This is a genomic window from Mycobacterium innocens (assembly GCF_900566055.1).
GTDB lineage: Bacteria > Actinomycetota > Actinomycetes > Mycobacteriales > Mycobacteriaceae > Mycobacterium > Mycobacterium innocens.
On sequence record NZ_UPHQ01000265.1, the window covers coordinates 22,407 to 42,774 of the forward strand.

The 20,368-nt window shown below is 68.7% G+C and carries 19 protein-coding genes and 2 pseudogenes; 8 read left to right on the plus strand and 13 right to left on the minus strand.

The window, feature by feature from the left end; genetic code table 11:
• Nucleotides 1-40 precede the first annotated feature (40 nt).
• Together EET03_RS25600 and EET03_RS25605 are read right to left on the minus strand one after the other, a co-directional pair.
• On the minus strand, nt 41-826 hold the full coding sequence (locus EET03_RS25600) for an endonuclease/exonuclease/phosphatase family protein (RefSeq protein ID WP_075543995.1): 786 nt from the start codon (nt 824-826) through the stop codon (nt 41-43).
• A gap of 13 nt (nt 827-839) precedes the next feature.
• A complete protein-coding gene (locus EET03_RS25605) occupies nt 840-1,832 on the minus strand; it encodes an acyl-CoA dehydrogenase family protein (RefSeq protein WP_099194281.1) in 993 nt (330 codons plus the stop codon).
• A gap of 185 nt (nt 1,833-2,017) precedes the next feature.
• Here EET03_RS25605 and EET03_RS25610 point away from each other — a divergent pair, with 185 nt between their 5' ends.
• Complete coding sequence (locus EET03_RS25610) at nt 2,018-2,614, plus strand: hypothetical protein (RefSeq protein WP_075543994.1); 597 nt, start codon at nt 2,018-2,020, stop codon at nt 2,612-2,614.
• A 5-nt stretch (nt 2,615-2,619) separates the two neighbouring features.
• Here EET03_RS25610 and EET03_RS25615 read toward each other — a convergent pair whose 3' ends face one another.
• The gene (locus EET03_RS25615) at nt 2,620-3,567 is read right to left on the minus strand and encodes an esterase family protein (protein ID WP_075543993.1); all 948 of its coding nucleotides are present in this window, start codon (nt 3,565-3,567) and stop codon (nt 2,620-2,622) included.
• A 228-nt stretch (nt 3,568-3,795) separates the two neighbouring features.
• Here EET03_RS25615 and EET03_RS25620 point away from each other — a divergent pair, with 228 nt between their 5' ends.
• Nucleotides 3,796-4,512: a cutinase family protein gene (locus EET03_RS25620; protein WP_208649137.1), complete on the plus strand. Its 717-nt coding sequence runs from the start codon at nt 3,796-3,798 to the stop codon at nt 4,510-4,512.
• A 67-nt stretch (nt 4,513-4,579) separates the two neighbouring features.
• Here the strand turns inward: EET03_RS25620 and EET03_RS25625 are convergent, their stop codons facing one another.
• From EET03_RS25625 to EET03_RS25645, 5 genes and pseudogenes are all read right to left on the minus strand, one after another.
• The gene (locus EET03_RS25625) at nt 4,580-5,425 is read right to left on the minus strand and encodes an SDR family NAD(P)-dependent oxidoreductase (RefSeq protein ID WP_082274772.1); all 846 of its coding nucleotides are present in this window, start codon (nt 5,423-5,425) and stop codon (nt 4,580-4,582) included.
• Between the two features lie 80 nt (nt 5,426-5,505).
• Nucleotides 5,506-6,177 (minus strand): UDP binding domain-containing protein, encoded by a 672-nt coding sequence (locus EET03_RS25630; RefSeq protein WP_082274775.1) that lies wholly within the window; start codon nt 6,175-6,177, stop codon nt 5,506-5,508.
• Nucleotides 6,168-6,224, minus strand: a pseudogene (locus tag EET03_RS32010) (hypothetical protein); the annotation flags it as partial. The pseudogene EET03_RS32010 and the gene EET03_RS25630, both read right to left, overlap by 10 nt.
• A gap of 159 nt (nt 6,225-6,383) precedes the next feature.
• Nucleotides 6,384-8,024 carry a carbamoyltransferase family protein gene (locus EET03_RS25640; protein ID WP_075543991.1) on the minus strand — a complete coding sequence of 547 codons (1,641 nt, stop codon included), beginning with the start codon at nt 8,022-8,024 and terminating at the stop codon, nt 6,384-6,386.
• 8 nt (nt 8,025-8,032) lie between these two features.
• Nucleotides 8,033-9,016: an NAD-dependent epimerase/dehydratase family protein gene (locus EET03_RS25645; RefSeq protein ID WP_075543990.1), complete on the minus strand. Its 984-nt coding sequence runs from the start codon at nt 9,014-9,016 to the stop codon at nt 8,033-8,035.
• A gap of 82 nt (nt 9,017-9,098) precedes the next feature.
• Between EET03_RS25645 and EET03_RS25650 the strand changes: the two genes are divergently transcribed.
• Nucleotides 9,099-10,061, plus strand: coding sequence for a glycosyltransferase family 2 protein (locus EET03_RS25650; RefSeq protein WP_082274774.1), 963 nt, complete (start codon nt 9,099-9,101; stop codon nt 10,059-10,061).
• A 68-nt stretch (nt 10,062-10,129) separates the two neighbouring features.
• Here EET03_RS25650 and EET03_RS25655 read toward each other — a convergent pair.
• A pseudogene (locus EET03_RS25655) lies at nt 10,130-10,777 on the minus strand (glycosyltransferase); the annotation flags it as partial.
• Nucleotides 10,774-11,760 (minus strand): glycosyltransferase, encoded by a 987-nt coding sequence (locus tag EET03_RS25660; protein WP_208649136.1) that lies wholly within the window; start codon nt 11,758-11,760, stop codon nt 10,774-10,776. The gene EET03_RS25660 and the pseudogene EET03_RS25655, both read right to left, overlap by 4 nt.
• A 131-nt stretch (nt 11,761-11,891) precedes the next feature.
• On the opposite strand from EET03_RS25660, the gene EET03_RS25665 reads away from it, so the two are divergent.
• From EET03_RS25665 to EET03_RS25685, 5 genes are all read left to right on the plus strand, one after another.
• Nucleotides 11,892-12,914 (plus strand): chemotaxis protein CheB, encoded by a 1,023-nt coding sequence (locus EET03_RS25665; protein ID WP_075543988.1) that lies wholly within the window; start codon nt 11,892-11,894, stop codon nt 12,912-12,914.
• The gene (locus EET03_RS25670; RefSeq protein ID WP_244232534.1) at nt 12,907-13,665 is read left to right on the plus strand and encodes an STAS domain-containing protein; all 759 of its coding nucleotides are present in this window, start codon (nt 12,907-12,909) and stop codon (nt 13,663-13,665) included. The genes EET03_RS25665 and EET03_RS25670 overlap by 8 nt, the downstream gene beginning before the upstream one ends.
• 58 nt (nt 13,666-13,723) lie before the next feature.
• Complete coding sequence (locus EET03_RS25675; RefSeq protein WP_075543987.1) at nt 13,724-15,565, plus strand: CheR family methyltransferase; 1,842 nt, start codon at nt 13,724-13,726, stop codon at nt 15,563-15,565.
• Between the two features lie 202 nt (nt 15,566-15,767).
• Nucleotides 15,768-16,991, plus strand: a complete 1,224-nt coding sequence (locus EET03_RS25680) for a glycosyltransferase (protein WP_075543986.1) — start codon at nt 15,768-15,770, stop codon at nt 16,989-16,991.
• A 31-nt stretch (nt 16,992-17,022) separates the two neighbouring features.
• Nucleotides 17,023-18,075, plus strand: a complete 1,053-nt coding sequence (locus EET03_RS25685; RefSeq protein WP_082274771.1) for a helix-turn-helix transcriptional regulator — start codon at nt 17,023-17,025, stop codon at nt 18,073-18,075.
• A gap of 16 nt (nt 18,076-18,091) precedes the next feature.
• On the opposite strand, the gene EET03_RS25690 is transcribed toward EET03_RS25685, so the two are convergent.
• The 3 genes from EET03_RS25690 to EET03_RS25700 all read right to left on the minus strand — a co-directional run bounded on the left by EET03_RS25690 (nt 18,092) and on the right by EET03_RS25700 (nt 20,248).
• Complete coding sequence (locus EET03_RS25690; protein WP_075543985.1) at nt 18,092-19,147, minus strand: DNA topoisomerase IB; 1,056 nt, start codon at nt 19,145-19,147, stop codon at nt 18,092-18,094.
• A 69-nt stretch (nt 19,148-19,216) separates the two neighbouring features.
• The gene (locus tag EET03_RS25695; RefSeq protein WP_075544001.1) at nt 19,217-19,726 is read right to left on the minus strand and encodes a DUF6328 family protein; all 510 of its coding nucleotides are present in this window, start codon (nt 19,724-19,726) and stop codon (nt 19,217-19,219) included.
• 123 nt (nt 19,727-19,849) lie between these two features.
• Nucleotides 19,850-20,248, minus strand: coding sequence for a heme-binding protein (locus EET03_RS25700; protein WP_075544000.1), 399 nt, complete (start codon nt 20,246-20,248; stop codon nt 19,850-19,852).
• Nucleotides 20,249-20,368: the final 120 nt, after the last annotated feature.

Sequence of the window (20,368 nt, forward strand, 5' to 3'; positions counted from 1 at the left end):
AGGGACGCAAGGGGCGCAAGGACCCCGCTGACCGAGGTGACTAGACCTTCAGTACCGTTTTCGAGGCCCGGTCCAGGTCCACCAGCAGCGCCCGATGATCCGAGATCGGCATCAGCTTCGCCGCCGCCGCGCCGGCGCGAAGACCGGGATCGTCGCTCAGGATGTGGTCGAGTTGCCGGTCGGGGGCGGACGCCGGAAAAGTCGGGGCCGTTGCCAACGGCCGCATCAGCGACCATCGGTGCGCGGCGGCCGGAGTCAGGTTGAGGTCCCCGGTCAGCAGTCGCGGTCCGGGGAAGCCGCGCACGTCGTGAACCAGGCGGCGCAGCTGCCACCGGTTCCAACCCGGCACGAACGACAAATGGGTGTTGGCCACCGTGATCGGCCCCAACGGGGTATGCAGGCGCGCGATGACGGCCGCCCGCGGCTCCTCGTCGACGATCATCACTTTGTCGGGCCCCGGCAGGTACATCGGGAAGCGCGCCGGAATGCGGGGCAAACGCACCACCTGCCAGCTGGCCGCCGGGAAGCGCGACAGCAGCGCAATGCCGTAGGCCGCGGTCCCGGGCTGTTCATCGCCGGTGGCGGCCATCCACGTCGCGCCGGGGGTGCCCGAGATCGCGGCCACAAACCGATGCGCCACCGCGCCCATGGCTTCGGCGGCCGCCGCGGTGAGGTCGACCCGGCCCGATCGCGGCTGGTCGCAGTCCACTTCCTGCAACGCCAGCACATCGGGGTCGAGACGGCGCACGCAGTCGCGCAACCGCTGCACCTCCACCCCGTCGCCCACCGTGCGGCCGTGCAGGATGTTGAAGGTCGCCACTCGCATGGCTACCGGCCGGCTAACGGCATGGCCGCGGCTCCGGCGCCGTTGCCTGGCGCTGCGGCCCGCAATGGTGCTGACCGGCCAGGCGCCCGAGTTCGGCCAGGTCCCGCTCGGCGTGGCTTTGGCGGATATAGATGGTCAGGTCGGCGACGCGCTGCGCATGGCGGCCGTCCTGACACAGCGGTCCCGGCCCCAGGGCGCGGCCGGTCCGGGTGATGGCCTCGTCAACCGCGTGTTCCACGATCGCGCGGGCACGACGGGCCAGCAATTGAGCGATGCCCGACCGATCGAACGGATCGCTGTCGATCCGCTCCGCGGCGCTGGCCAGCATCGCTTCTCCGGCGGCGAGCGCGGCGTCCACCGCGCCGAGATGCGCCAGCGCGTAGGCGTCGGCCGACTGGCCTGCGGCGCAGCGGTACAGCGGGTCGGCGACCCGGCGGGCGCCGCCCAGCCAGCACGCCGCCACCCCGATCGCGGCGTGCCAGAAGCCGGGCCGGTTCGGATAGGCGTCGGGTTCCCCCACCGCCATCGCATGGACGTCGCTGAACTGCACCGATCGGGTGTCGCTGCCGGCCATCCCGGGGTTCCACCAGGTGCTCGGCAAGGGTTTGACGACGGGGTCGGTGACGGTCACCGCGAACAGGCCCTGTTTGCCGTCGTCCAGTACCGCGGTAACCAACGCGTGCGTGCAAAACCCGGCGCCCGAACACCACACCTTGATGCCGTTGAGGACATACTCGTCGCCGGCGATGCGGCTGGCCCGCAGCACCGTGTCGGCGGACTCGGCCACCCACACGCCCCACAGCTGGCCTGCTTGCGGCGGCTTACCGCCCAACTCGTTGAGAATGGCGCCGGCGTCGACGTGGGCTTCGGCGATGCGGGCCGCCGCGATGTCCTCCTCGGCCAGCTGCGCCAGGCGTTGCCAACGTTCGGCGGTGCGCCCCGAGGCCGGCAGCGGCAACTCCAGCCGCCCCGACTCCAGCCAATGCTCCACCAGCCCGGCCGTCACCGGCGCACCCGCCCACCGCGAACCAAAGTCACCACCGCGGCCCGTGCGCAGCAACCCGGCGCTATGGGTGACATAACGTTGCTGATACCCGATTTCGGCGGGTGATTAAACGGCTGCCCGATAGTCCCCGATAGTCACGGTCGGCCGGGTTGGCGACGACACCGGCAGGGTATGCCTTACCCACGATGACTACGCCGCCCAATTGGACGACCGCCACGGCCGGTGCGTGCACAGGCGGGGCGCAGTACCCGGGGCTGCGAGAAGCATTGCGCCATGCCGCGTCAGCACTCAAGGAACACGGGCCGCGCTTCGCGCTGGCGGGCAGCTACGCGTTGTGGTCCTACGGCGCCCCCGAACCCACCCACGACGTCGACATCGTGGTCGCCGAGGCCGATGCGCCGGCCGCGACGGCCACGCTCGCCGACGCCGGGTTCTGTATCGAACGCCCACCGGAAGACTGGCTGCTCAAGGCGCGCAGCGGTCAGTGGGTCGTCGACGTACTGCACCGGGTCAACGGTGAGCCGGTGGCGCCGGCGGACCTCGACGGCGCCGAAGAGCGTGTGGTGCTTGCCATTTCGATGCCGGTATTGCCGCCCACGACGGTATTCATCCAAAAGTTGCGCGCCCTGACCGAACATCACTGCAACTTCGCCGACCTGATCCCGGCCGCCCGCGCAGTGCGCGAACAGCTGGACTGGGACCACATCGAGAAGGCCACCGACGACAACGATTTCGCAGCCGCATTCCTGATGCTGGCCGGCCGGCTCGGCTTACGCGGCTGAGAGCGTCACGTCTGCCCGCCGCCACCGGCGCCCAGCGTCCGCTGCATGTCCGGCTTCATCGCCGCCAGCTGGGCTCCCCAGTAGCCCCAGCTGTGCACGCCGTTGTTGTCGAGGTTGAACACCGCGTTATGGCCGCCGGCGGCGGTGTAGGCGTCTTTGAACGCAACATTGCTTTGCAACACGACTTGTTCGATGACCTGTCCCGGGATACTGCCCTGGCCGATTTCCGAGGGTGTGCCGTTGCCGCTGTACACCCACAGCCGGGTGTTGTTGGCGGCCAGTCGTCCGGCCTGCACGGTGGGGTCGTTGCGCTGCCACCCGGGCCCACCCGTCGGTCCCCACATGTCTTGCGGGTTGAACCCGCCTTCGTTGTTCATCGCCAACCCGATCAGCGTCGGGCCGTTTCCGCTGGACGGCGTCATATGGGCCGACAGCGAGGCGGCATAGGCGAACTGCTGCGGGTGATGGGCCGCCAAGATCATCGCCGACGACCCGGACATGGAGACGCCGACCACGGCGTTGCGGGTCGACCGCACCCCCCTGCTCGCCAGGTAGGCGGGCAGTTCGCTGGTCAAGAAGGTTTCCCACTTGTAGGTCTGGCCGTTGGCCGATCCGTACCAGTCGGAGTAGAAGCTGGACCGCCCGCCCACCGGCGCCACCACCGATATGCCGGAACCCGCATATTCGTCGAAGGCGTTGGTCTCGATGTCCCAGCCGCTGCGGTCGTCGCGGGCGCGCAGGCCGTCGAGCAGATAAACGGCCGGGGCTCCGCCGGATTGGAACTCAACGGTGATGTTGTGGCCCATGCCCGCCGACGGCACCTGCAGAAATTCGGGCGCGGCCGCCCGCGCCGTCGGTTCGCCCCCGACCACACCCACCAGCCACGGCAGCGCGGCGGTCGTGACTGCGGCGACGGTTAATCGACGCTTCCAACGATTGTCGTTCGTGCCCATTCCCGGCTCCTTTCATCGCAGGATTGGTGTTCGCTCGCCCAGGTGCCGGGCCAAGCCGCGCCCTACCGACCAAACCGGGTTGCGGGTACCCGGCGCCGCACCGTTTCAACCGCCGGAAACGACGACGGCCGGGCCGATCCGCGGCGCCGAAAAATTCGGGGTTTGGGCACGCGGACGGGTGGGCACTTCCTGCGGCATGAATGCGTCTCCTGTTCCCGTGCTCGTATCCTGGGTCCCGCGGCAGCCGCCGCATGGGTCCTCAGCGCTACTGTCCTGCCGGCTACTGCCATCCCCTCCGCCTCCGCCCAATCGTGCCCCGACGTCGAGGTGGTGTTCGCCCGCGGCACCGGCGAACCGCCCGGTGTCGGTCCCACCGGACAGGCCTTCGTCGACGGCCTGCGCTCCCGTCTGGGCGCGCGCTCGATGGGCGTCTACGCGGTCAACTATCCCGCCAGCGACCAGTGGGACACCGGCGTCGACGGCATCCGCGACGCCGGCGCGCACGTCGTCTCCACCGCCGGCGGCTGCCCCAGCACCAAAATGGTGCTCGCCGGTTACTCTCAGGGCGCGGCCGTGATGGGCTTCGTCACCTCCCCGGCGGTGCCGGACGGGGTCGACCCGGCGACCGTACCCAAACCGCTGGCACCCGAGGTCGCCAACCACGTCGTCGCCGTCGTGCTGTTCGGACCACCCAACGCTCGGGCCATGAACTTCCTCGGTGAGCCGCCGGTCACCATCGGCCCGGCCTACCAGGGCAAGACCATCAAGGTCTGCGCCCCCGAAGACCCGGTGTGCTCCGACGGAATGAACTTCGCCGCGCACAACACCTACGCCGACGACGGCGGCATGATCGGCAAGGGCGTCGACTTCGCCGCCAGCCGCCTGGGCGCCGGTCCCGGCGGACCCATGACCGTCGCGTCTCCAGGCGGCGGCTTCGGCAACTGAATCGCAGCTTCCCGTTCCACCCGGTGACGCGGTGGCTGCGCCGAATCACCCGACAGCACCCACCGCGTCACACCGCTTTCCCGGACGGCGAGATGATCTGGCGTACAAGCCATTTCATGTCATCGCGGATCAGCCGGCGCGCCAGTTCCGTCAGATTGCGCGGATGCCGCGCGGCGCCGGCCAGCTGGCTGAGGTGGTCGAGCGCCACATCCACCCTGGCCAGTGTGCGGTGCATCCGGGAACTGCCGGGACCGACCGGTTCCGGCAGCAAGGTGGTAACCCGCACTCCGGTCTGGCCCAACTCGTCTTGCAGCGTCCGGGCGAAGTCTCTGAGAAAAGCCGCGCCGGCCCGGTACAGCGCCACATGGTGGTCCGAGTGGCCCGAGTGGCCCGATGCGGCTCCTGCCGGCGACACGGTCAAGATAATGCCGCCGCGGCCATGCACGACCATCTCCTCGGCCAGCAGCCGAGCCAGCCGCATGGTCTGACCGATGCCGGCCACCATCTCCTGCAGCACGTTTTCCAGGCTGTCGTCCGGGTCGTAGCCGTCGACCGGTGAGTTCAGCGCGGCCGCCACCACGGGCTGCCGGGCGGCCCGTACGCGCCGGTACAACACATCGGGTCGCTCGGCGAGCCGCGCGTCAACCTGGATCGGCTGAACGTCGGTACCCAGCTCGCTGAGAGCGGCCGCCGCGGTGTGGATGTCGTCGCAGGAGTCGGCGACGATCAGGTCGTATCCGCGCCGGGCGAACTGTCTGGCAAAGGCGAAGCCCACGCCGCTGCCGGCGCCGGTGACCAGGGCCAACCCGCCGGGCGAGGTTTCGTCGCGCTGGTGCGATTTTCGAGCACGCCTGCGTGGGTCACTGTGTCCAGCCGGGCGAATGGGTATGACCCTGTCATCAATCAATTCCATGTCCTCCACGGTTGCCGGTCCCGAACACCGGCTCCCCCAGCCCAGGTCCTACCCGGTGAAACCGCGACTAAACATCGGTGTCAGAACCCCTGCGGCGCGCCGTTTCCCAGATACGTCAGCCCGGCGGTGCGGATTCCCGCTGGGTCGAGCAGGTTTCTGGTGTCCAGGACGACGGCCACGGGCGCCTCCCGGGCAATGGAATGCCAGTCCAGATCGCAAAATTGCGGCCACTCGGTGAGTACCAGGATGCCGTCGGCGGCCTTGGCGGCCCGGTACGGTTCGTCGACGGCGGTGACCTCGGCCCGCTGCAGGATCACCGGGTCGATGTTGCCCAGCTGCGGGTCGTAAGCCATCACCTGGGCGCCCGACCGGGCCAGCTCCGCGCACGCCGTCAACGCGGGAGAATCCCGGGTGTCGCTGGTCTGGGCCTTGAAGGTCAATCCGAGTGCGGTGAGCCGGCAGCCGGACAACGGGCGGCCCATCGCGCGGCGCAGGGCGCCGGCAATCCGGTCGGCCTGCACGGCGTTGGTGACCCGGGCCGCCTCGACTTCGGCGAAGGACACGCCGTGACCACCCGCGGTGTGCACCAGCGCCGCGGTGTCCTTGGGCAGACATGAGCCGCCCCACCCGGGGCCCGGCCGCAGGAATTCGGCTCCGATCCGGGGGTCGGCGCCCATACAGCCGGTGACCGCGGGCCGGGCTCCACGTCGTCGTCCAGGAAGCACACCCACCGGGCGGAGGTGGCGCGCCATCCGACGTTGCGTGCGGCGGCCGGACCGCGCCCGCCGCCGGACAGCACCCGTAGTACCAGGCCGCCGCCGACGTCGAGGGCGGTGGCCGGAGCGGTCGTCCACCACCACCTCGTCCGGCGCCGGGCCAGACTCGCGGGCCAGTGCGCTCAGCAAGTGCTGCAGGGACTCTCGGCCCACGGTGGGTATCACGATCGCGTAGCCGGAGCTCATCGGCGGCGCCTGACCAAGTAGCGGCCGATGGCCAGCACGTCGATCGGGGAACTGCCGAACACCTCGAGTGCATCCCGCGGGGTATCCACCATCGGCCGTCCGGCGGTGTTGAAGCTGGTATTGACCAGCACCGGCACCCCGGTGCGCTGCGCGAACCGGCTGATCGTCGCGTGCAGGCGCGGGTCGGCGGCCTTGTCGACGGTCTGGATGCGTGCGGTCCCGTCGACGTGGGTGACCGCGGGAATGCGGTCGCGCCACGCCTGCGCGACGTCGTGCACGAACAGCATGTAGGGGCTGGGTAGCGGGCCGCGGGAGAAGATCTCACCGGCTCGCTCGGCCAGAACCATCGGGGCGACAGGCCGGAATCGTTCGCGCCCCTTGACCGAGTTCAGCCGCTCCAGGTTCGCGGGGTCACGCGGATCGGCCAGCAGGGAGCGGCCGCCCAGTGCCCGCGACCCGAACTCGGCGCGGCCCTGGAACCAGCCGACCAGCTGGTCGGCGGCCAGCGCATCGCCGACCGCAGCCGAAATATCCTGCGGCTCTTCATAACTGACGGCAGCGTTGTCCAGTACGACCCGGATCTGCCGATCGGACCAGCCGCGGCCCAGTTGCGCCGTCAGCATCGGGACGATCGGCTCACCGTAGGCGGCCGCCACCGCCAGCGCGGCTCCCAGCGCGGTGCCGGAGTCACCGGCGGCGGGCTGCACCCACACCCGGTCGAAACGGGACTCCGCGTAGATGCGGGTGTTGGCAACACAATTGAGCGCCACGCCGCCGGCCAGGCACAGTGCGTCGCCGTCGGTGCGGTCGCGCAACCAGCCGACCAGGTCCAGCAACACCTCCTCGACGACGCGCTGCACGCTGCAGGCCAGGTCGGCGTGCACCGGATCGAGGTCGTCGGCTCCCGGGGCGCGCCGCGGCGCCAGCTCCTCCCACTGGATCGGCTTGGTGCGGAACCCGCCGTCGGCGCAGGCGTACACCTGGTCGCGGAGCTCTGCGAGGAATCTGGGCCGGCCGTAGGAGGCCATCGCCATCACCTTGTACTCGTCGCTGGAGCGCGCGAAACCCAGGTGCTCGGTGAGGCTTTCGTAGAGCAGCCCCAGCGAGTCGGGCAGCCGCTGTGACGCCAGCACGTCGAGCTTGTGGTCACGGTACACGCCGGCCAGCATCGAGGTTCGCTCGCCGCGACCGTCGACCACCAGCACCGCGGTGTCCGGGTGCGGCGAGGCCAGCGCTGTCGATGCGGCGTGGGCGACGTGATGGCGAACGTGTTGCACCACTTCGGGATTGAGCCCGGGCACGGCGGACGCCAAGAACCGCGGCGCACGCAGTGCATACAATGTGCGCAAGTGCTCCCAGTCACGGTCGAGCCCGGCCGGGTCGAGCGGTTCCTCGTACATCAGTGCCGGGTCGTAGGAATAGCCGACCGCGTCGATCTGCGCCGGGTGCAGAGAGGCGTGATCCAGGCACCACCGGATGGCCGCGACGGGAAGTTCCCAGGTCGAGAAGGGCACCGCCGGCTTGCCGTGTTTGCGCCGGGAGAACCGCTCTTCCTCGGCGGCCGCCACCACCTGCCCGTCAACCACGAGAGCAGCGGCCGAGTCGTGAAAAACCGCGTTGACACCCAGGATTCGCATCGGACCTCCTACGTCGCCAGCGGTTCGCGGGCCAGAGCCCGCCGCGAATGGTCGAGCGTCATCCGGAACCACTGCAGCGTCCGGCTCAGCCCGGTGCGGTGGTCGACCCGCGGCCGCCAGCCCAGCCGTTGCCGCGCCAGCGTGATGTCGGGGCAGCGGCGCTGCGGGTCGTCGACGGCCGGCGGGCCGAATTCGATCGCCGAGTCGCTGTCGGCCAGCGCACGAATCAGCTCGGCGACCTCGAGCACGGTCAGCTCGGTGGGGTTGCCGATGTTGACCGGGCCGCCGAAATCGCCGCGGGCCAACGCGATCAAGCCGGCCACGGTGTCGTCGACGTAGCACAGTGACCTGGTCTGGGTTCCGGCGCCCGATACGGTCAGCGGCTCACCACCCAGCGCCTGCCGGCAGAACGTCGGAACCATCCGGCCGTCGTCGGCGCGCATACCCGGCCCGTAGGTGTTCAAGATGCCGACCACCCCGACGCTGGTCCCGTGCTTTCGGTGATGAGCGAAGGCCAGCGCCTCCGCATAGCGTTTGGCCTCGTCGTACACGCTGCGCGGCCCGACGGGATTGACGTTGCCCCAATAGCTTTCGGGCTGCGGATGCTGCTGGGGGTCGCCGTAGACCTCGCTGGTGGACGCCAGCACCAGCCGGCCACCACCACGCTGGGCGATCTCCAGAGCGGTGGCCGTGCCCTCGGATCCGGCCCGCAGCGTCGCGATCGGCAACCGTTGGTAGTCCAGCGGTGAAGCCGGTGACGCCAGATGGAAGACGGTGTCGAAGGCGACACCGACCTTGCCGATGACCGCGGGATCGCAGACATTGCCGGGCACGAAGCGATAACCCGGCCGCCCCCGCAGCCGGGCCGCCGCGGCCGGCGAGCTGGTGGACAGGTCGTCGAGGCTGACCACCTCGACCCCGGCCCCCAGCAGCTGTTTACACAGGTGAACGCCCAGGAACCCGGCACCGCCGGTCACCAATACACGCGACATTCCAGACACCCGCGTCTGGTACCCGGGAATTCGATGATGAAACGTGTTTTACCAGCGGGATTCCGGGGTAGTGGACTCGGATATGGCGGTCCCCTCTGCAAGCCGGCCCCGAACTTCTTTCGTGATCGCGACGCGCGATCGGGCCGACGAGTTGTGCACCGTCCTGGAACGTCTGCTCGACACCACCGGCTGCCCGATAGTAGTGGTGGACAACGCATCCCACGACTGCTCGGTGGCGGCGGCCGGCAGGTTCGCAGCCCGTTCCGGCGGCCGGTTGACCGTCATACCGCTGACCCGCAACCAGGGTGCGGTGGCCCGCAATATCGGCGTGGCACATTGCAAGACACCATTTGTCGGGTTCTGCGACGACGATTCCTGGTGGGCGCCCGAGGCCGTCGGGTTCGCCGAGGTGCTGTTCGACGGATACCCCACCGTGGCGGTGTTGGCGGGCCGTACCGTTGTCTGGCCGCAGCACCGGGACGACCCGCTGGTCGACGAACTCGCCAACAGTCCGCTCGGTCGACACACGGCCTTACCCGGGCCGTCCATCCTGGGGTTCCAGGCCTGCTCGGCGCTGGTGCGCAGGGCGGCGTTCCAGGCGGTCGGCGGATTCAGCCCGATCCTGCACTTCCGGGGCGAAGAGGCGCTACTGGCCTGGGATCTGGCCGCGCAGGGTTGGGATCTGTGCTTCTCCCGTGCGCTGGTGGCATACCACCAGCCGTCCGCGACGCGAAAATCGAACCGTGTCCAGCACGCCCGCGTGCTTCGCAACGAGATGCTGACCGCGTGCCTGCGCCGGCCGGTAGACCGGTGCATCCGTGCTTCCGCCGAACTGGCGTGGGCCGCAGCGCACGACACCGCCCACGCCGCAGCGCTATTCGAGGCACTCAGTGCCCTGCCGAAGGCGCTGCGACAGCGGCGCCGGCTGCCCGAGCCGGTCGAGAGTTCGCTGCGGCTGCTCGAAACGGTGAGCAGTAACGTGATCCAGAGTCAGCCGGAGCGGCTGCCGGTGACCAAGCGTCGGGCCGGCACCACCTTGTCGTAGATGCGCTCGGCGTCGGCGGCGATCCGGTCCCAGGTATAGCGGGTCCGCGCCCGCTGCCGGCCGGACGTGCCCAGCGCTGCGCGCCGGCCCGGATCGCGGTCGGCCACCGGACCGTCCGGTGTAAAGGCGTCGACCTCGACTCCGCACGGCACGACCGACGTCCGGGACCGGGCGCGGCCCATCCGGACCAGCTCGAACACCTCGTCGGTGCTGGTGGCCGCCACCCAGTCGGCATCGCGGGCGACGGCGGCCTCGACCCCGATCCGGCAGCCCGGGCTGGTGTCGTCGGGCCCCTGGTGCAGTCGCTTGACCGAGCCCAGCGCATGGAAGGTCTGCACGGTCGGAATGCGGTGCGGCCGGGCGGCCCGCTGAGTGGCCAGGCCCGACATCCAGAAGTGGGCGTGCGCCACGTCGGGCGGCGCGCTCAACCAGTACGCGTCCAGATACTGCGCGAACCCGTACATATATTGCAGCAGTTGGTCTTTGGTTAACGGGCGAGCCGGGCCTGCGGGCAGATGCGCGACGGTGTAGCCGTATTCGGTCTCGACGGAGTCGGGCAGCGCAGGGTCGTCGCGCCGGGTGTAGACGACCACCTCGTGGCCGCGCCGGGCCAGCGCGGCCGACAGCTCGGCGACGTGCACGTTCTGACCGCCCGCGGCTACGCCACCCAGGTGGGCCAGGGGACTGGCGTGTTCGGAGATCATCGCGATCCTCATGCCGGCTCCTTTCGGGATTCACTGCACTGCTCCTCGATCAGGTGGTCCCACTCGGCGAGAAAGCGCTCCAGCGAGAAGCGGCCGGTCGCGAATTCCCGCGCCGCCTTGCCGGCGGCGACCGCGCTCGCGTGGTCGTTCATGAACTCGCGCAGGCCGTGCCCCAACGTGTCCACGTCGGCGCTGACGATGCCCGCCTCGCCGGGCACCAGCAGCGGAGCCGTCGTGGTGCCGGCCACCACCACCGGCATCCCCAAGAACATCGCCTCGACCAGCGACAGACCCAGCGAGGTCCAGCGCGCAGTATGCAGGTACACGCGCCGGCGGGCGACCTGTTCCCACAACCGCGGAGCCGCGACATCGCCGCGCCCGGTCACTGCACCGCGGTTGACGGAAATGTCCTCGCTGCCGATGCCCCACACGTCGATGGGGGCGTACCCCGACAACGGCGCCAAGAGGTCGGCGCCGACGGTGCGCCACCGGCGCAGCGGTTCGTTGATCATCGTCGCCGCGCGCAGGATGTCGCCGGTGTACAGCGGGCCGGGATCGGCGATGCCGTGTTCGATCACCCGGGTCGGCGCCGACCCGTTGTCCCACATCAGCCGGTTGAACTCGGTGACGTGGACCAGCGGGATGTCGCTGCGGTCGGCAACCGGATGCCGGCTGCGCTCGGCGTACGGCCGCGGGGCGTTGTGCTCGACGTACACCGCGGGCACATCGCGGCCGGCACGGCGGCCCGTCCACCTGGCACACAGCGCGGCCTCGTGCGGGTTCTGCAGCACCACAACGTCGATGTCGTGCCGGCCCAATTCCGCCAGCGCAATCTCTTGCGCGTTGGGCCATGACCGCCCGGCCAGACCGCGGCCTTCGACACCACCCTCGCCGGCCAGTGGGATCAGGTACCGATGCCTGCCGGCCACGAACGCCTGCGTCCAGGACCCGTGCACGTGCCACACCAGCACCGTCTTCACGTCACGCTCGGACATGGCGGGCCAAATACCCTTGAGGTGATTCGTCAAACGGCTTTTTCGGGGCGATTTCCGGTCCTCACGTTCGCGTTGGACCTATCCACCGGCAAGACGGTTGCCTAACCTTGAACTGGGTATACAGGGGTGGCATGCAGGAGACCGGCGAACACAGCAATCTCCGCGGCGTGGTGGCGGTCGGCGCCTCGGCGGGCGGTGTGGAAGCGCTGCGGAGTCTGGCCGCCGGCCTGTCGCCGGACCTGCCCTACGCCTACCTGGTGACCCTGCACCTGCCACCCGGCGCACCCAGCGTCCTGGCCCGAATTATCGACAGGAGCGGACCCCTGCCGGCCGTCGCCGCCGAGCACGGCGCGCCGCTTCGCGTGGGACAAATCTATGTGGCCCGGCCCGACCGTCATCTGCTGGTCGGCGAGCAGTGCGTGCTGCTGTCTCACGGGCCCACCGAGAACGGGCATCGTCCGGCGATCAACGCGCTGTTTCGTTCGGCGGCGTTGACTTACGGGCCGCGCGCCATCGGGGTGCTGTTGTCCGGAGTGCTCGACGACGGCGTGCTCGGGCTGGCCGCGATCCGCTCCCGCAGCGGCACCACCATCGGTCAAACGCCCGAGGACGCCCTGTTCTCGTCGATGCCGACCAACGCCCGGAACGCCGGCGTGCTGGACCGGGAGGCGGCCGCGGCCGAGATCGGCTCAGTGCTGAAGGAGCTGTCTCACCGGGAAATCAAGGAGGTCACCATGGAACCCGACATCGCGCTGGAGCTGGAGAACCGCATCGCCATGGCATCTCCGTTCTCGACCGACTTCGACGCCCAGCGACTCGGCACGTCCTCGGGTTATACCTGCCCCGACTGCCACGGATCGCTGGTGTCCATCAGCGAGGGCCACTATCGCTGCCGCGTCGGCCATGCCTGGACGGCCGATGCCCTGCTGGCCGCGCGCGACGACGAGATCGAGGGCGCGCTGTGGGTGGCGCTGCGCAGCCTGCAGGAGAAGGCCAGACTGGCGCGGCATCTGGCCGGAAAATCCGGTCGTGGTCGGCTTTTTCAGCGCTACACGGCCCAGGCCGAGGAGACCGAGCGGGCCCTGGCCGTGCTCAGCCAGCGGCTATCGACCACTGTTCCCCGAAGCGGTGACCCCGGTGATGAGGGTGGCTGAGCACAACCGGCACGTGACGATCAACGTCGAGCGCCAGGACGGCGCGGTGGTACTGACGGTCGAGGGTGTGCTGGACAGCTTGACATATCGCGAGCTGCGCGACGCCGTCATCAAGGTGGCGCTGGAAGAACCGCGCGCGGTGCTCGTCGACGTGAGCCGCCTTTCGGTGCCGTCGGCCTCCGCCTGGTCGGTGTTCACCAGTGCCCGCTGGCACGTCAGCACCTGGCCGGACGTGGCCATCCTGCTGACCAGCCAGGACCCCGAGACTCGGCGGGTGATCACCAGCGTCGGGGTGGCGCGATACGTGCCGGTGCACCCAACCCGTGAGTCGGCGCTGGGCGCGGTGGACGAACTGTCGCTACACAGTCGGCGACGCAGTCGCGCCCAGCTCCCGCCGACCGCGGTCAGCGTCCGGGTGGCTCGCTCCCTGATCCAGGCGTGGCTGACCGCGTGGGCCAGAAACGATCTGGTCGCGGTCGCCGCCACGGTAACGACGGTGCTGGTCGAAAACGTGCTCGCACACACCGACAGCGCGCCGGTACTGGTCGTGGAGAACTACCGCGACACCGTCACCGTGGCCGTGGAAGACAACAGTCATCAACCCGCCGTGCGGTACGAGGACGCCGCGGGCGGCACCGGAATGCTGTCCGGCCTGTCCATCATCACCGCGCTCTGCCGAGCCTGGGGCAGCACACCCACCTCATCGGGCAAGACGGTGTGGGCACTGGTCGGCCCCGAAAACCAGCTGTGACGTCGCGAGTAGTGTTCCAGTCCGTCGGACCCCCTGATCGAATGCGAACGTCACAGCCATGAACGCCACAACCGACGAGTCCTTCGAGGCCTTGTTGCGCTACATGCGGGATTCCCGCGGCTTCGACTTCACCGGCTACAAACGCACGTCGCTGATCCGCCGGGTGCGCCACCGGATGGATCAGGCCGGATACCGCTCCTTCGAGGACTATCTCGACGTCCTGCAGGTCAGCTCCGACGAATTCGCCGCTCTGTTCAACACCATCCTGATCAACGTGACCGCCTTCTTCCGCGACCAGGACTCCTGGGATTTCGTCGACACCGACGTGATTCCCCGGATGCTGGCCGAGCGTGGTCCCAACGACCCCATCCGGGTGTGGAGCGCCGGATGCGCTTCCGGCCAGGAGGCCTACACCCTGGCCATGCTGTTGGTCGAGGCGCTGGGCGGCGACGCATTCCGGCAACGGGTCAAGATTTACGCCACCGACATCGACGAAGACGCGCTCGCCGAAGGACGCACCGCCGCCTACGAGGCCAAGGCCGTCGAACCGGTGCCGCCCCACCTGTTGGCCCGCTACTTCGAAAAGGTCAACGGCCGCTACGTATTTCGCAAGGATTTGCGCCGCGCCGTCATCTTCGGCCGCAACGACCTGGTCAAGGACGCGCCGATCTCCCGCGTCGACCTGCTGGTGTGCCGCAATACGCTGATGTACCTCAACGCCGAGACACAGCGAAACGTGTTGAGCCGCTTGCATTTTGCGCTGGCACCGCAAGGTACGCTGTTCCTCGGGCACGCCGAGATGCTGTTGAGCCACGGTGATCGCTTCACCCCGCTGAGCCTCAAGAACCGCATCTTCCGCAAGGCCAACGGGCCGCACGGCAGCGTCGGCCGCTACCACCCCACGGCGGGTTTGTACGACCGGCAGGGCGACCCGCCGGGCCCGACCACACTGCGCGACTTGGCTTTCCGCGCCGGCCCGGTGGCCCAGATCGTGGTCACCGGCGAGGACACCGTGGCCATGATCAACCAGCAGGCCGAGACGGTTTTCGGCCTTTCGGCCCGCGACATCGGGCGGCTGCTGCGCGATCTGGAAGTGTCCTACCGGCCCGTCGAACTGCGCACCTACCTGGACCAGGCCAAGTTGGAGCGGCGTTCGGCACGGATTCAAGACGTCAAGTGGCAGCGTCCGGGCGCCGACACGGTGTGGTTGGAGATCCACGTCAACCCGCTCGTCGACGCCCAGAACGGCCTGCTCGGGGTCTCGATTGTGTTCTTCGACGTCTCCGCGACCCGCGTCCTGCTCGACAAGGTCGTCCAGACCAACCGACAGCTGGAGACGGCCTACGAGGAGCTGCAGTCGACCAACGAGGAACTGGAGACCACCAACGAGGAGCTGCAGTCGACGGTGGAAGAGCTCGAGACCACCAACGAGGAGCTGCAGTCCACCAACGAAGAACTCGAAACGATGAACGCGGAACTGCAGTCGACCAACGACGAGCTGCATAGCATCAACGACACCCTGCGCGAACGCACTCTCGAGTTGGACGACGTGAAGAATCTGCTGGACTCGCTGATCAACTCGGTCCGCCTGGGCATGGTCGTGGTGGACCGGGAAATGCGGGTGGTGGTGTGGAACCGCGGCAGTGAAGACCTATGGGGGTTGCGCGCCGACGAGGCGACGGGCTCGCCGCTGACCTCGCTGGACATCGGACTGCCGATGGACAACCTGCGGCCGTTGATCGGCAACGCCTTCGTGGACCCCGACAGCTTCGGTGAAACGATGCTCGATGCGGTCAACCGCCGCGGCCGCCCGGCCCAGCTACGAGTCACCTGTACATCCTTCCGGTCGGCTGGGGACCGGGTCGGCGGGGCGCTGCTGCTGATGGAGGTGGTGGGCTGACCGCCGGCCGGGGCAGTCAGGCCGCACAGCGACCCCCGGCTTCCTAGCCGCTCGGCCTTTCGCCACCGGATACCGGGTCGGTCCGTCATGCGAAACCGACCTCTCCGGCGGTTTCAACCGCGCCATAGTGGGTAATCTGCGCGCGTCGCGGAGCGCCCCAAGAAACGCGGGAAGGGAGTCGCGAGGTTCGGAAGGAGGTCCAATGAAGATCGCGATCGTCTGCGGTGACGATGTCATGGATGCCGGCGTCCATGACTGCGGCCCCGACTGCGGTGAGGCCGTCGCCGACGACTGTAGGCAGCTAGGCGCCGCATTGGCGACCCATGGCCACGATGTCACCGCCTTCGTTCGTCGCCGGAACAGGACCGCTTTCGCGGACACCGTGACCGAGCGCGGCTATCGGACGGTTGCGGTAACCGCCGGTCCGGTCGCCACGATTCCCCCCGCACAGGTGTTGCCTTACGTCGGTGACTGGGCCGCCGAACTGGCCGGGCTCTGGTCGTCGGATCCTCCCGACGTCGTTCATGCCCTCGGGTGGTTGGGCGGCCTGGCCGGCCAGCTGGCGGCGAGGCGTAGACGGCTGCCGACGGTACAAAGCTTCCACGGGCTGGCTCCGCTGATGCGGCCCGACGAGATCAGCAGTTCCGAACGCGCCCGGCTGGAACCGCTGCTGGCGCGCAACGCGACCTGGGTCACCGCCGGCAGCAGCGCCGATGTGAGCGCACTGGCCAGGCTGCGACGCAGCCGTGCGCGATTGTCGGTGTTGGCCACCGGAGTCGACGTCGAACGCTACACCCCGGTGGGTCCCGAAGCTGCCCGCACCGACCTGCATCGCATCGTTTGCGTGGCGCCGGACCCGTCGCCGGACAGCGGATTCGACCGGACCATCCGAGTCTTGCCCAAACTTCCGGCAGCGGAACTCGTCATCGCCGAGAGTGCCGCAGCCGGCTCCCGCCAGAATCGGGCCCACGACGAGGCACGGAACGCACTGAAGAACCTGGCCGCGGCGCTGCAAGTGAACGACCGGGTCCGCTTCGCCGGCCCCGGCGCGGCCGACGAACTGCCGGCACTGCTGCGATCGGCCGATGTCGTCGCGTGCACGCCCCGGCAGGCGCCGCGGGCCAGTGCCGCGTTGCAGGCCATGGCCAGCGGCGTCGCCGTGGTGGCGGTGTCCACCGGCGCCCTGGCAGACACCGTGGTGTCCTCGGTCACCGGGTTGCTGGTACCACCCGACAATCCCAGGGAATTGGCGATCGCATTGAAAACGCTCCAGGAACAAAGCTTTCAGTGTGCGGGCATGGGGGCGGCGGGGCGGTTGCATGCAGAGTCGCGGTTCACCTGGGACCGCATCGCGCTCGATACGCTCAACATCTACCGCCAGGTCAGTTCGCTGGGCGAGCGGCAGAAGGTAGCTAGCGCCGGATAGTTGCGTTAATCCTTTACCATTATTGTCGACCATGACAAGTGTTACCGAGGACACACGGTGCCGTGTCCGTCCCCAGCGGCACGACGCGATCAGCCTTGACGGCAAGGATCGCCACGAGTTCAAGGACCACCCCGCGGCGGTGCGGCACGCCCATTTCCACGCCGTCGATCGCGTCGCCGCCCAGAGATTCTTCGCCAGCGCCTATCACCCGAGTTGGCGAATCAGCGAGTTCGCCAAGGGATCGACCATCACACACCACCGTTGCGCGGCCGAACACCTCACCGTCGACAACGTGACGATCCAGGGCCGAGTCGACTGCGAAATCCGCACGACCGATGGCTTTATCGTGATCCAGCCGCGTTCAGGCTCGTTGATCGCGGTTGGCGACGGTGCCCCGAACGCGGATACCCCGCTGCTGGCCGTCGACGGATTTCCGCGCCTGCTGCGGCTGAACAGCGTCCGGTTCACCGTTGCCAGCATCGACGCCGATCTGCTCCAACAAGTCGCCGCGGGGTCACACACGCCGATGCCGCAGCAGGTCGAGTTCCTCAGTTCCCGGCCACGTACGCCGGCGGCAGCGCGCATCTGGCGGGACACATTCGACTACGTCACTACCAGCTTCGCTTCGGCCGACACCGTCCGGCACCCACTCCTGGTCACCGCGGCGGCCCGGTTGCTGGCCGCTGCCCTAATCGAGTGCTTTCCGTCCAACATCAGCGCGGGGCAGTCGGCGCCGAACGACCCATCGGTCCCCAAGGCACTGCAAACCGCCATGTCGTTCATTCATCGCCACGCGGCGATGAACATCGGGGTCAAGGACGTCGCGGCCGTGGTCCATCTGACGCCGCGGGCGGTACAGTACCTGTTCCGGCAGCAGCTCGACACCACTCCCACCGAATACCTCCGCCGGGTGCGGCTGCATCGAGCTCATCAAGACCTGATCTCCGGCGACCGATCGGTAACCACAGTCAGCGAAATCGCGCAGCGCTGGGGCTTTGCCCATACCGGCCGGTTCGCCGTGCTCTATCGCCAGACCTACGGCGAAAGTCCGCACACCGCGCTCAAGCGCACCGCCGGCGGGTAGCGGCACGCTTCGCGGATCACGCCGTTCTGGCCAGCGGTTGAGGACCAGATGCGCTCTGCTCCTTGGTGATTCGTTGCACCAGCGTGCGGGTGGCTTTTTCCAGAATCTGCTGCGCCGCATCCGGCCGGCGGCCGCGGCGGGCGCGGCGGACCGCCGCCGCAATCGTCACACCTTGCTCATAACCGGTGACCACGCGCGGATCCACGTAGGAACCGCGCGCCACCGCGGCGGTGTTGCCCAGCTCCTCGGCGACCTCGCGCATCACGGCGGCCTCGACCCGCTTGGCCACGCGTTGCGACACGGCGGGGTCAGCGTCGGCGAATGCCGCGGCCGCTAGCACGGTGCCATGCCAGGTCCGTAAGTCCTTGACGCTGTAGCCGTCGCCGACCAACTCCTTGAAGTGCGCATTGAGGTCGTCGGCACGAATGTCTGCCCATCCAGAGCCATTGCGGCACACCAGGAGCCGCCCCGAGGGCGGGTTTCGGCGCGTCAGCGAGCGCACCGCGCGGACGACTTCGGGGTCGTCAATCTCCAGTGCGCGCCGTACCCCGCTCTTGGCGGGATAGTCGAAGGCCGCCGCGTCGCGGCGGACCGTCACGTGCTCGCAGCGCAGGGTGGCGATGCCGTAGGAGTCGTTCTCGCCCGCATACTGCTCACCGCCGGCCCGGAAGTAGCCGAGATCCAACAGGTGCAGCGCCAATGCCAGCACCCGATCGCGGGTGAGACCACGGCCGCCGAGATCCTTCCCGATCCGGCGACGCAGCGCCGGCAGCTCCTTGGACAGCTCCAGCACGCGATCGAACTTCTCCTCGGCACGCTCCTGCTGCCAGGCCTGATGGTAGAGGTACTGGCGGCGTCCGGCCGCGTCGGTGCCGACCGCCTGAATGTGCCCGTTGGGGTAGGGCGAGATCCACACCTTCTGCCACGCGGGCGGGATCACCAGGTCCTTGATTCGCTGCAGGGTCTGGCCGTGGGTCAGCAACTCGCCGTCCGGCCCGTAGTAGGCGAAGCCCTTGCCACGCCGTTTACGGGCGATCCCCGGCTTGCTCAAAACGCTGCGACGCAGCCGCATTCGGCGCTCCTCTCATGTCCCAAGAGGAATTACCCGCCCGGACAGCGGCTCACACCGGGGGTCGGCAGGTCAGTAGTCCGGCAGGCGCACGTCGCGGGTGCGCAACAACAGCGGAACCAGCACCCAGAAAATCGCGAACAGCGCCAAAGCGCAGGCCCCGGCGACGAGGCCGGCGGTTGCCCCGGACACCGCGTCGAAGATGATGACCGTCACCCCGGTCAAGGCCAGCCCGAGCAGGACCAAACCGGCGTAAGCGCACCGGTGCGCCGCCGACACCAGCACCACCAGGCGGTGCCGCCGGAACAGCAGCCGGTGCATACCCACCGGGGCGATCAGCAGCACGGTCGCAGCCACCGAACATCCCACCGTGGCCAGATACACCCCGTGCAGCGTCAATGTGTCGAAGCGCTGCTGGAACGGCAGCGTCAGCAGGAACCCGGTGAGCAGCTGAACACCGGTCTGGACCACCCGCAGCTCCTGCAACAGGCTGTTCCAATTGCGGTCGAGCCGTTGGAGGTCGGTCTCCCCGCGCCTGCGCTGGTCCCAATGCTGGTCCCGTTCCGGATGGTCGACATCCATGCCGGTGATCATCGCACTCGACGAGACCCGGCCGGGGATTTTCCACCTGCTTGCCCCGTCGAAGCCGTAACGACCCGCCACCTCGTCGGGGCGGGTCGTTACGGGCTTCTGGGGCCGGCTGGGTCAGCCCGCCATGAACTCGTGGTAGGCCGACTCCAGATGCGGCGGCAGGGCCGTCACATCGCACTGGCGCTCGGTGTCACCGATCGGCGCCAGAATCCCGCGCAGGTCGTAGTACTCGTTGGGGTGCGCGGTGAAGTAGTTGCGAACGTTGACGGCCGCCTCCCCACGCGGCTGCCCGTAGGCGGCCATGACCACCTGATTGGCACCCGGATGCGTGGCAAGGTACTGCTGCGCCGAGCCGGTCACCGACGAAATGGTGGCGTGGACGCCTTCCGGGCTACAGTCGGGTGCGGCCGCCGCCGACGGCGCGCCGACGATACCGATGGCCAGCCCCCCGAGCAGGCAACCGGCGCTGACGCCGGCGACGCGCCGACGCGCGACGATACTGCTGAATTTCATGACGTATTCCTTCACATGAGCAAACTGATCATGGAGGCTCCCGAACCCCCGAAAGCCAAAGTAGCGGAAGCGCAAGCGGCCGCAGGGGCGCCGTTCGCCCAGGACGAACATGCACCGGAG

What these genes read in the sequence shown, in the direction of transcription:
- EET03_RS25600 (WP_075543995.1), bottom strand. Translation starts at nt 826, where the DNA reads ATGCGAGTGGCGACCTTCAACATCCTGCACGGCCGCACGGTGGGCGAC.
- EET03_RS25610 (WP_075543994.1), top strand. Translation starts at nt 2,018, where the DNA reads ATGACTACGCCGCCCAATTGGACGACCGCCACGGCCGGTGCGTGCACA.
- EET03_RS25615 (WP_075543993.1), bottom strand. Translation starts at nt 3,567, where the DNA reads ATGGGCACGAACGACAATCGTTGGAAGCGTCGATTAACCGTCGCCGCA.
- EET03_RS25625 (WP_082274772.1), bottom strand. Translation starts at nt 5,425, where the DNA reads ATGGAATTGATTGATGACAGGGTCATACCCATTCGCCCGGCTGGACAC.
- EET03_RS25630 (WP_082274775.1), bottom strand. Translation starts at nt 6,177, where the DNA reads ATGGCGCGCCACCTCCGCCCGGTGGGTGTGCTTCCTGGACGACGACGT.
- EET03_RS25640 (WP_075543991.1), bottom strand. Translation starts at nt 8,024, where the DNA reads ATGCGAATCCTGGGTGTCAACGCGGTTTTTCACGACTCGGCCGCTGCT.
- EET03_RS25645 (WP_075543990.1), bottom strand. Translation starts at nt 9,016, where the DNA reads ATGTCGCGTGTATTGGTGACCGGCGGTGCCGGGTTCCTGGGCGTTCAC.
- EET03_RS25650 (WP_082274774.1), top strand. Translation starts at nt 9,099, where the DNA reads ATGGCGGTCCCCTCTGCAAGCCGGCCCCGAACTTCTTTCGTGATCGCG.
- EET03_RS25660 (WP_208649136.1), bottom strand. Translation starts at nt 11,760, where the DNA reads ATGTCCGAGCGTGACGTGAAGACGGTGCTGGTGTGGCACGTGCACGGG.
- EET03_RS25665 (WP_075543988.1), top strand. Translation starts at nt 11,892, where the DNA reads ATGCAGGAGACCGGCGAACACAGCAATCTCCGCGGCGTGGTGGCGGTC.
- EET03_RS25675 (WP_075543987.1), top strand. Translation starts at nt 13,724, where the DNA reads ATGAACGCCACAACCGACGAGTCCTTCGAGGCCTTGTTGCGCTACATG.
- EET03_RS25680 (WP_075543986.1), top strand. Translation starts at nt 15,768, where the DNA reads ATGAAGATCGCGATCGTCTGCGGTGACGATGTCATGGATGCCGGCGTC.
- EET03_RS25685 (WP_082274771.1), top strand. Translation starts at nt 17,023, where the DNA reads ATGACAAGTGTTACCGAGGACACACGGTGCCGTGTCCGTCCCCAGCGG.
- EET03_RS25690 (WP_075543985.1), bottom strand. Translation starts at nt 19,147, where the DNA reads ATGCGGCTGCGTCGCAGCGTTTTGAGCAAGCCGGGGATCGCCCGTAAA.
- EET03_RS25695 (WP_075544001.1), bottom strand. Translation starts at nt 19,726, where the DNA reads ATGGATGTCGACCATCCGGAACGGGACCAGCATTGGGACCAGCGCAGG.
- EET03_RS25700 (WP_075544000.1), bottom strand. Translation starts at nt 20,248, where the DNA reads ATGAAATTCAGCAGTATCGTCGCGCGTCGGCGCGTCGCCGGCGTCAGC.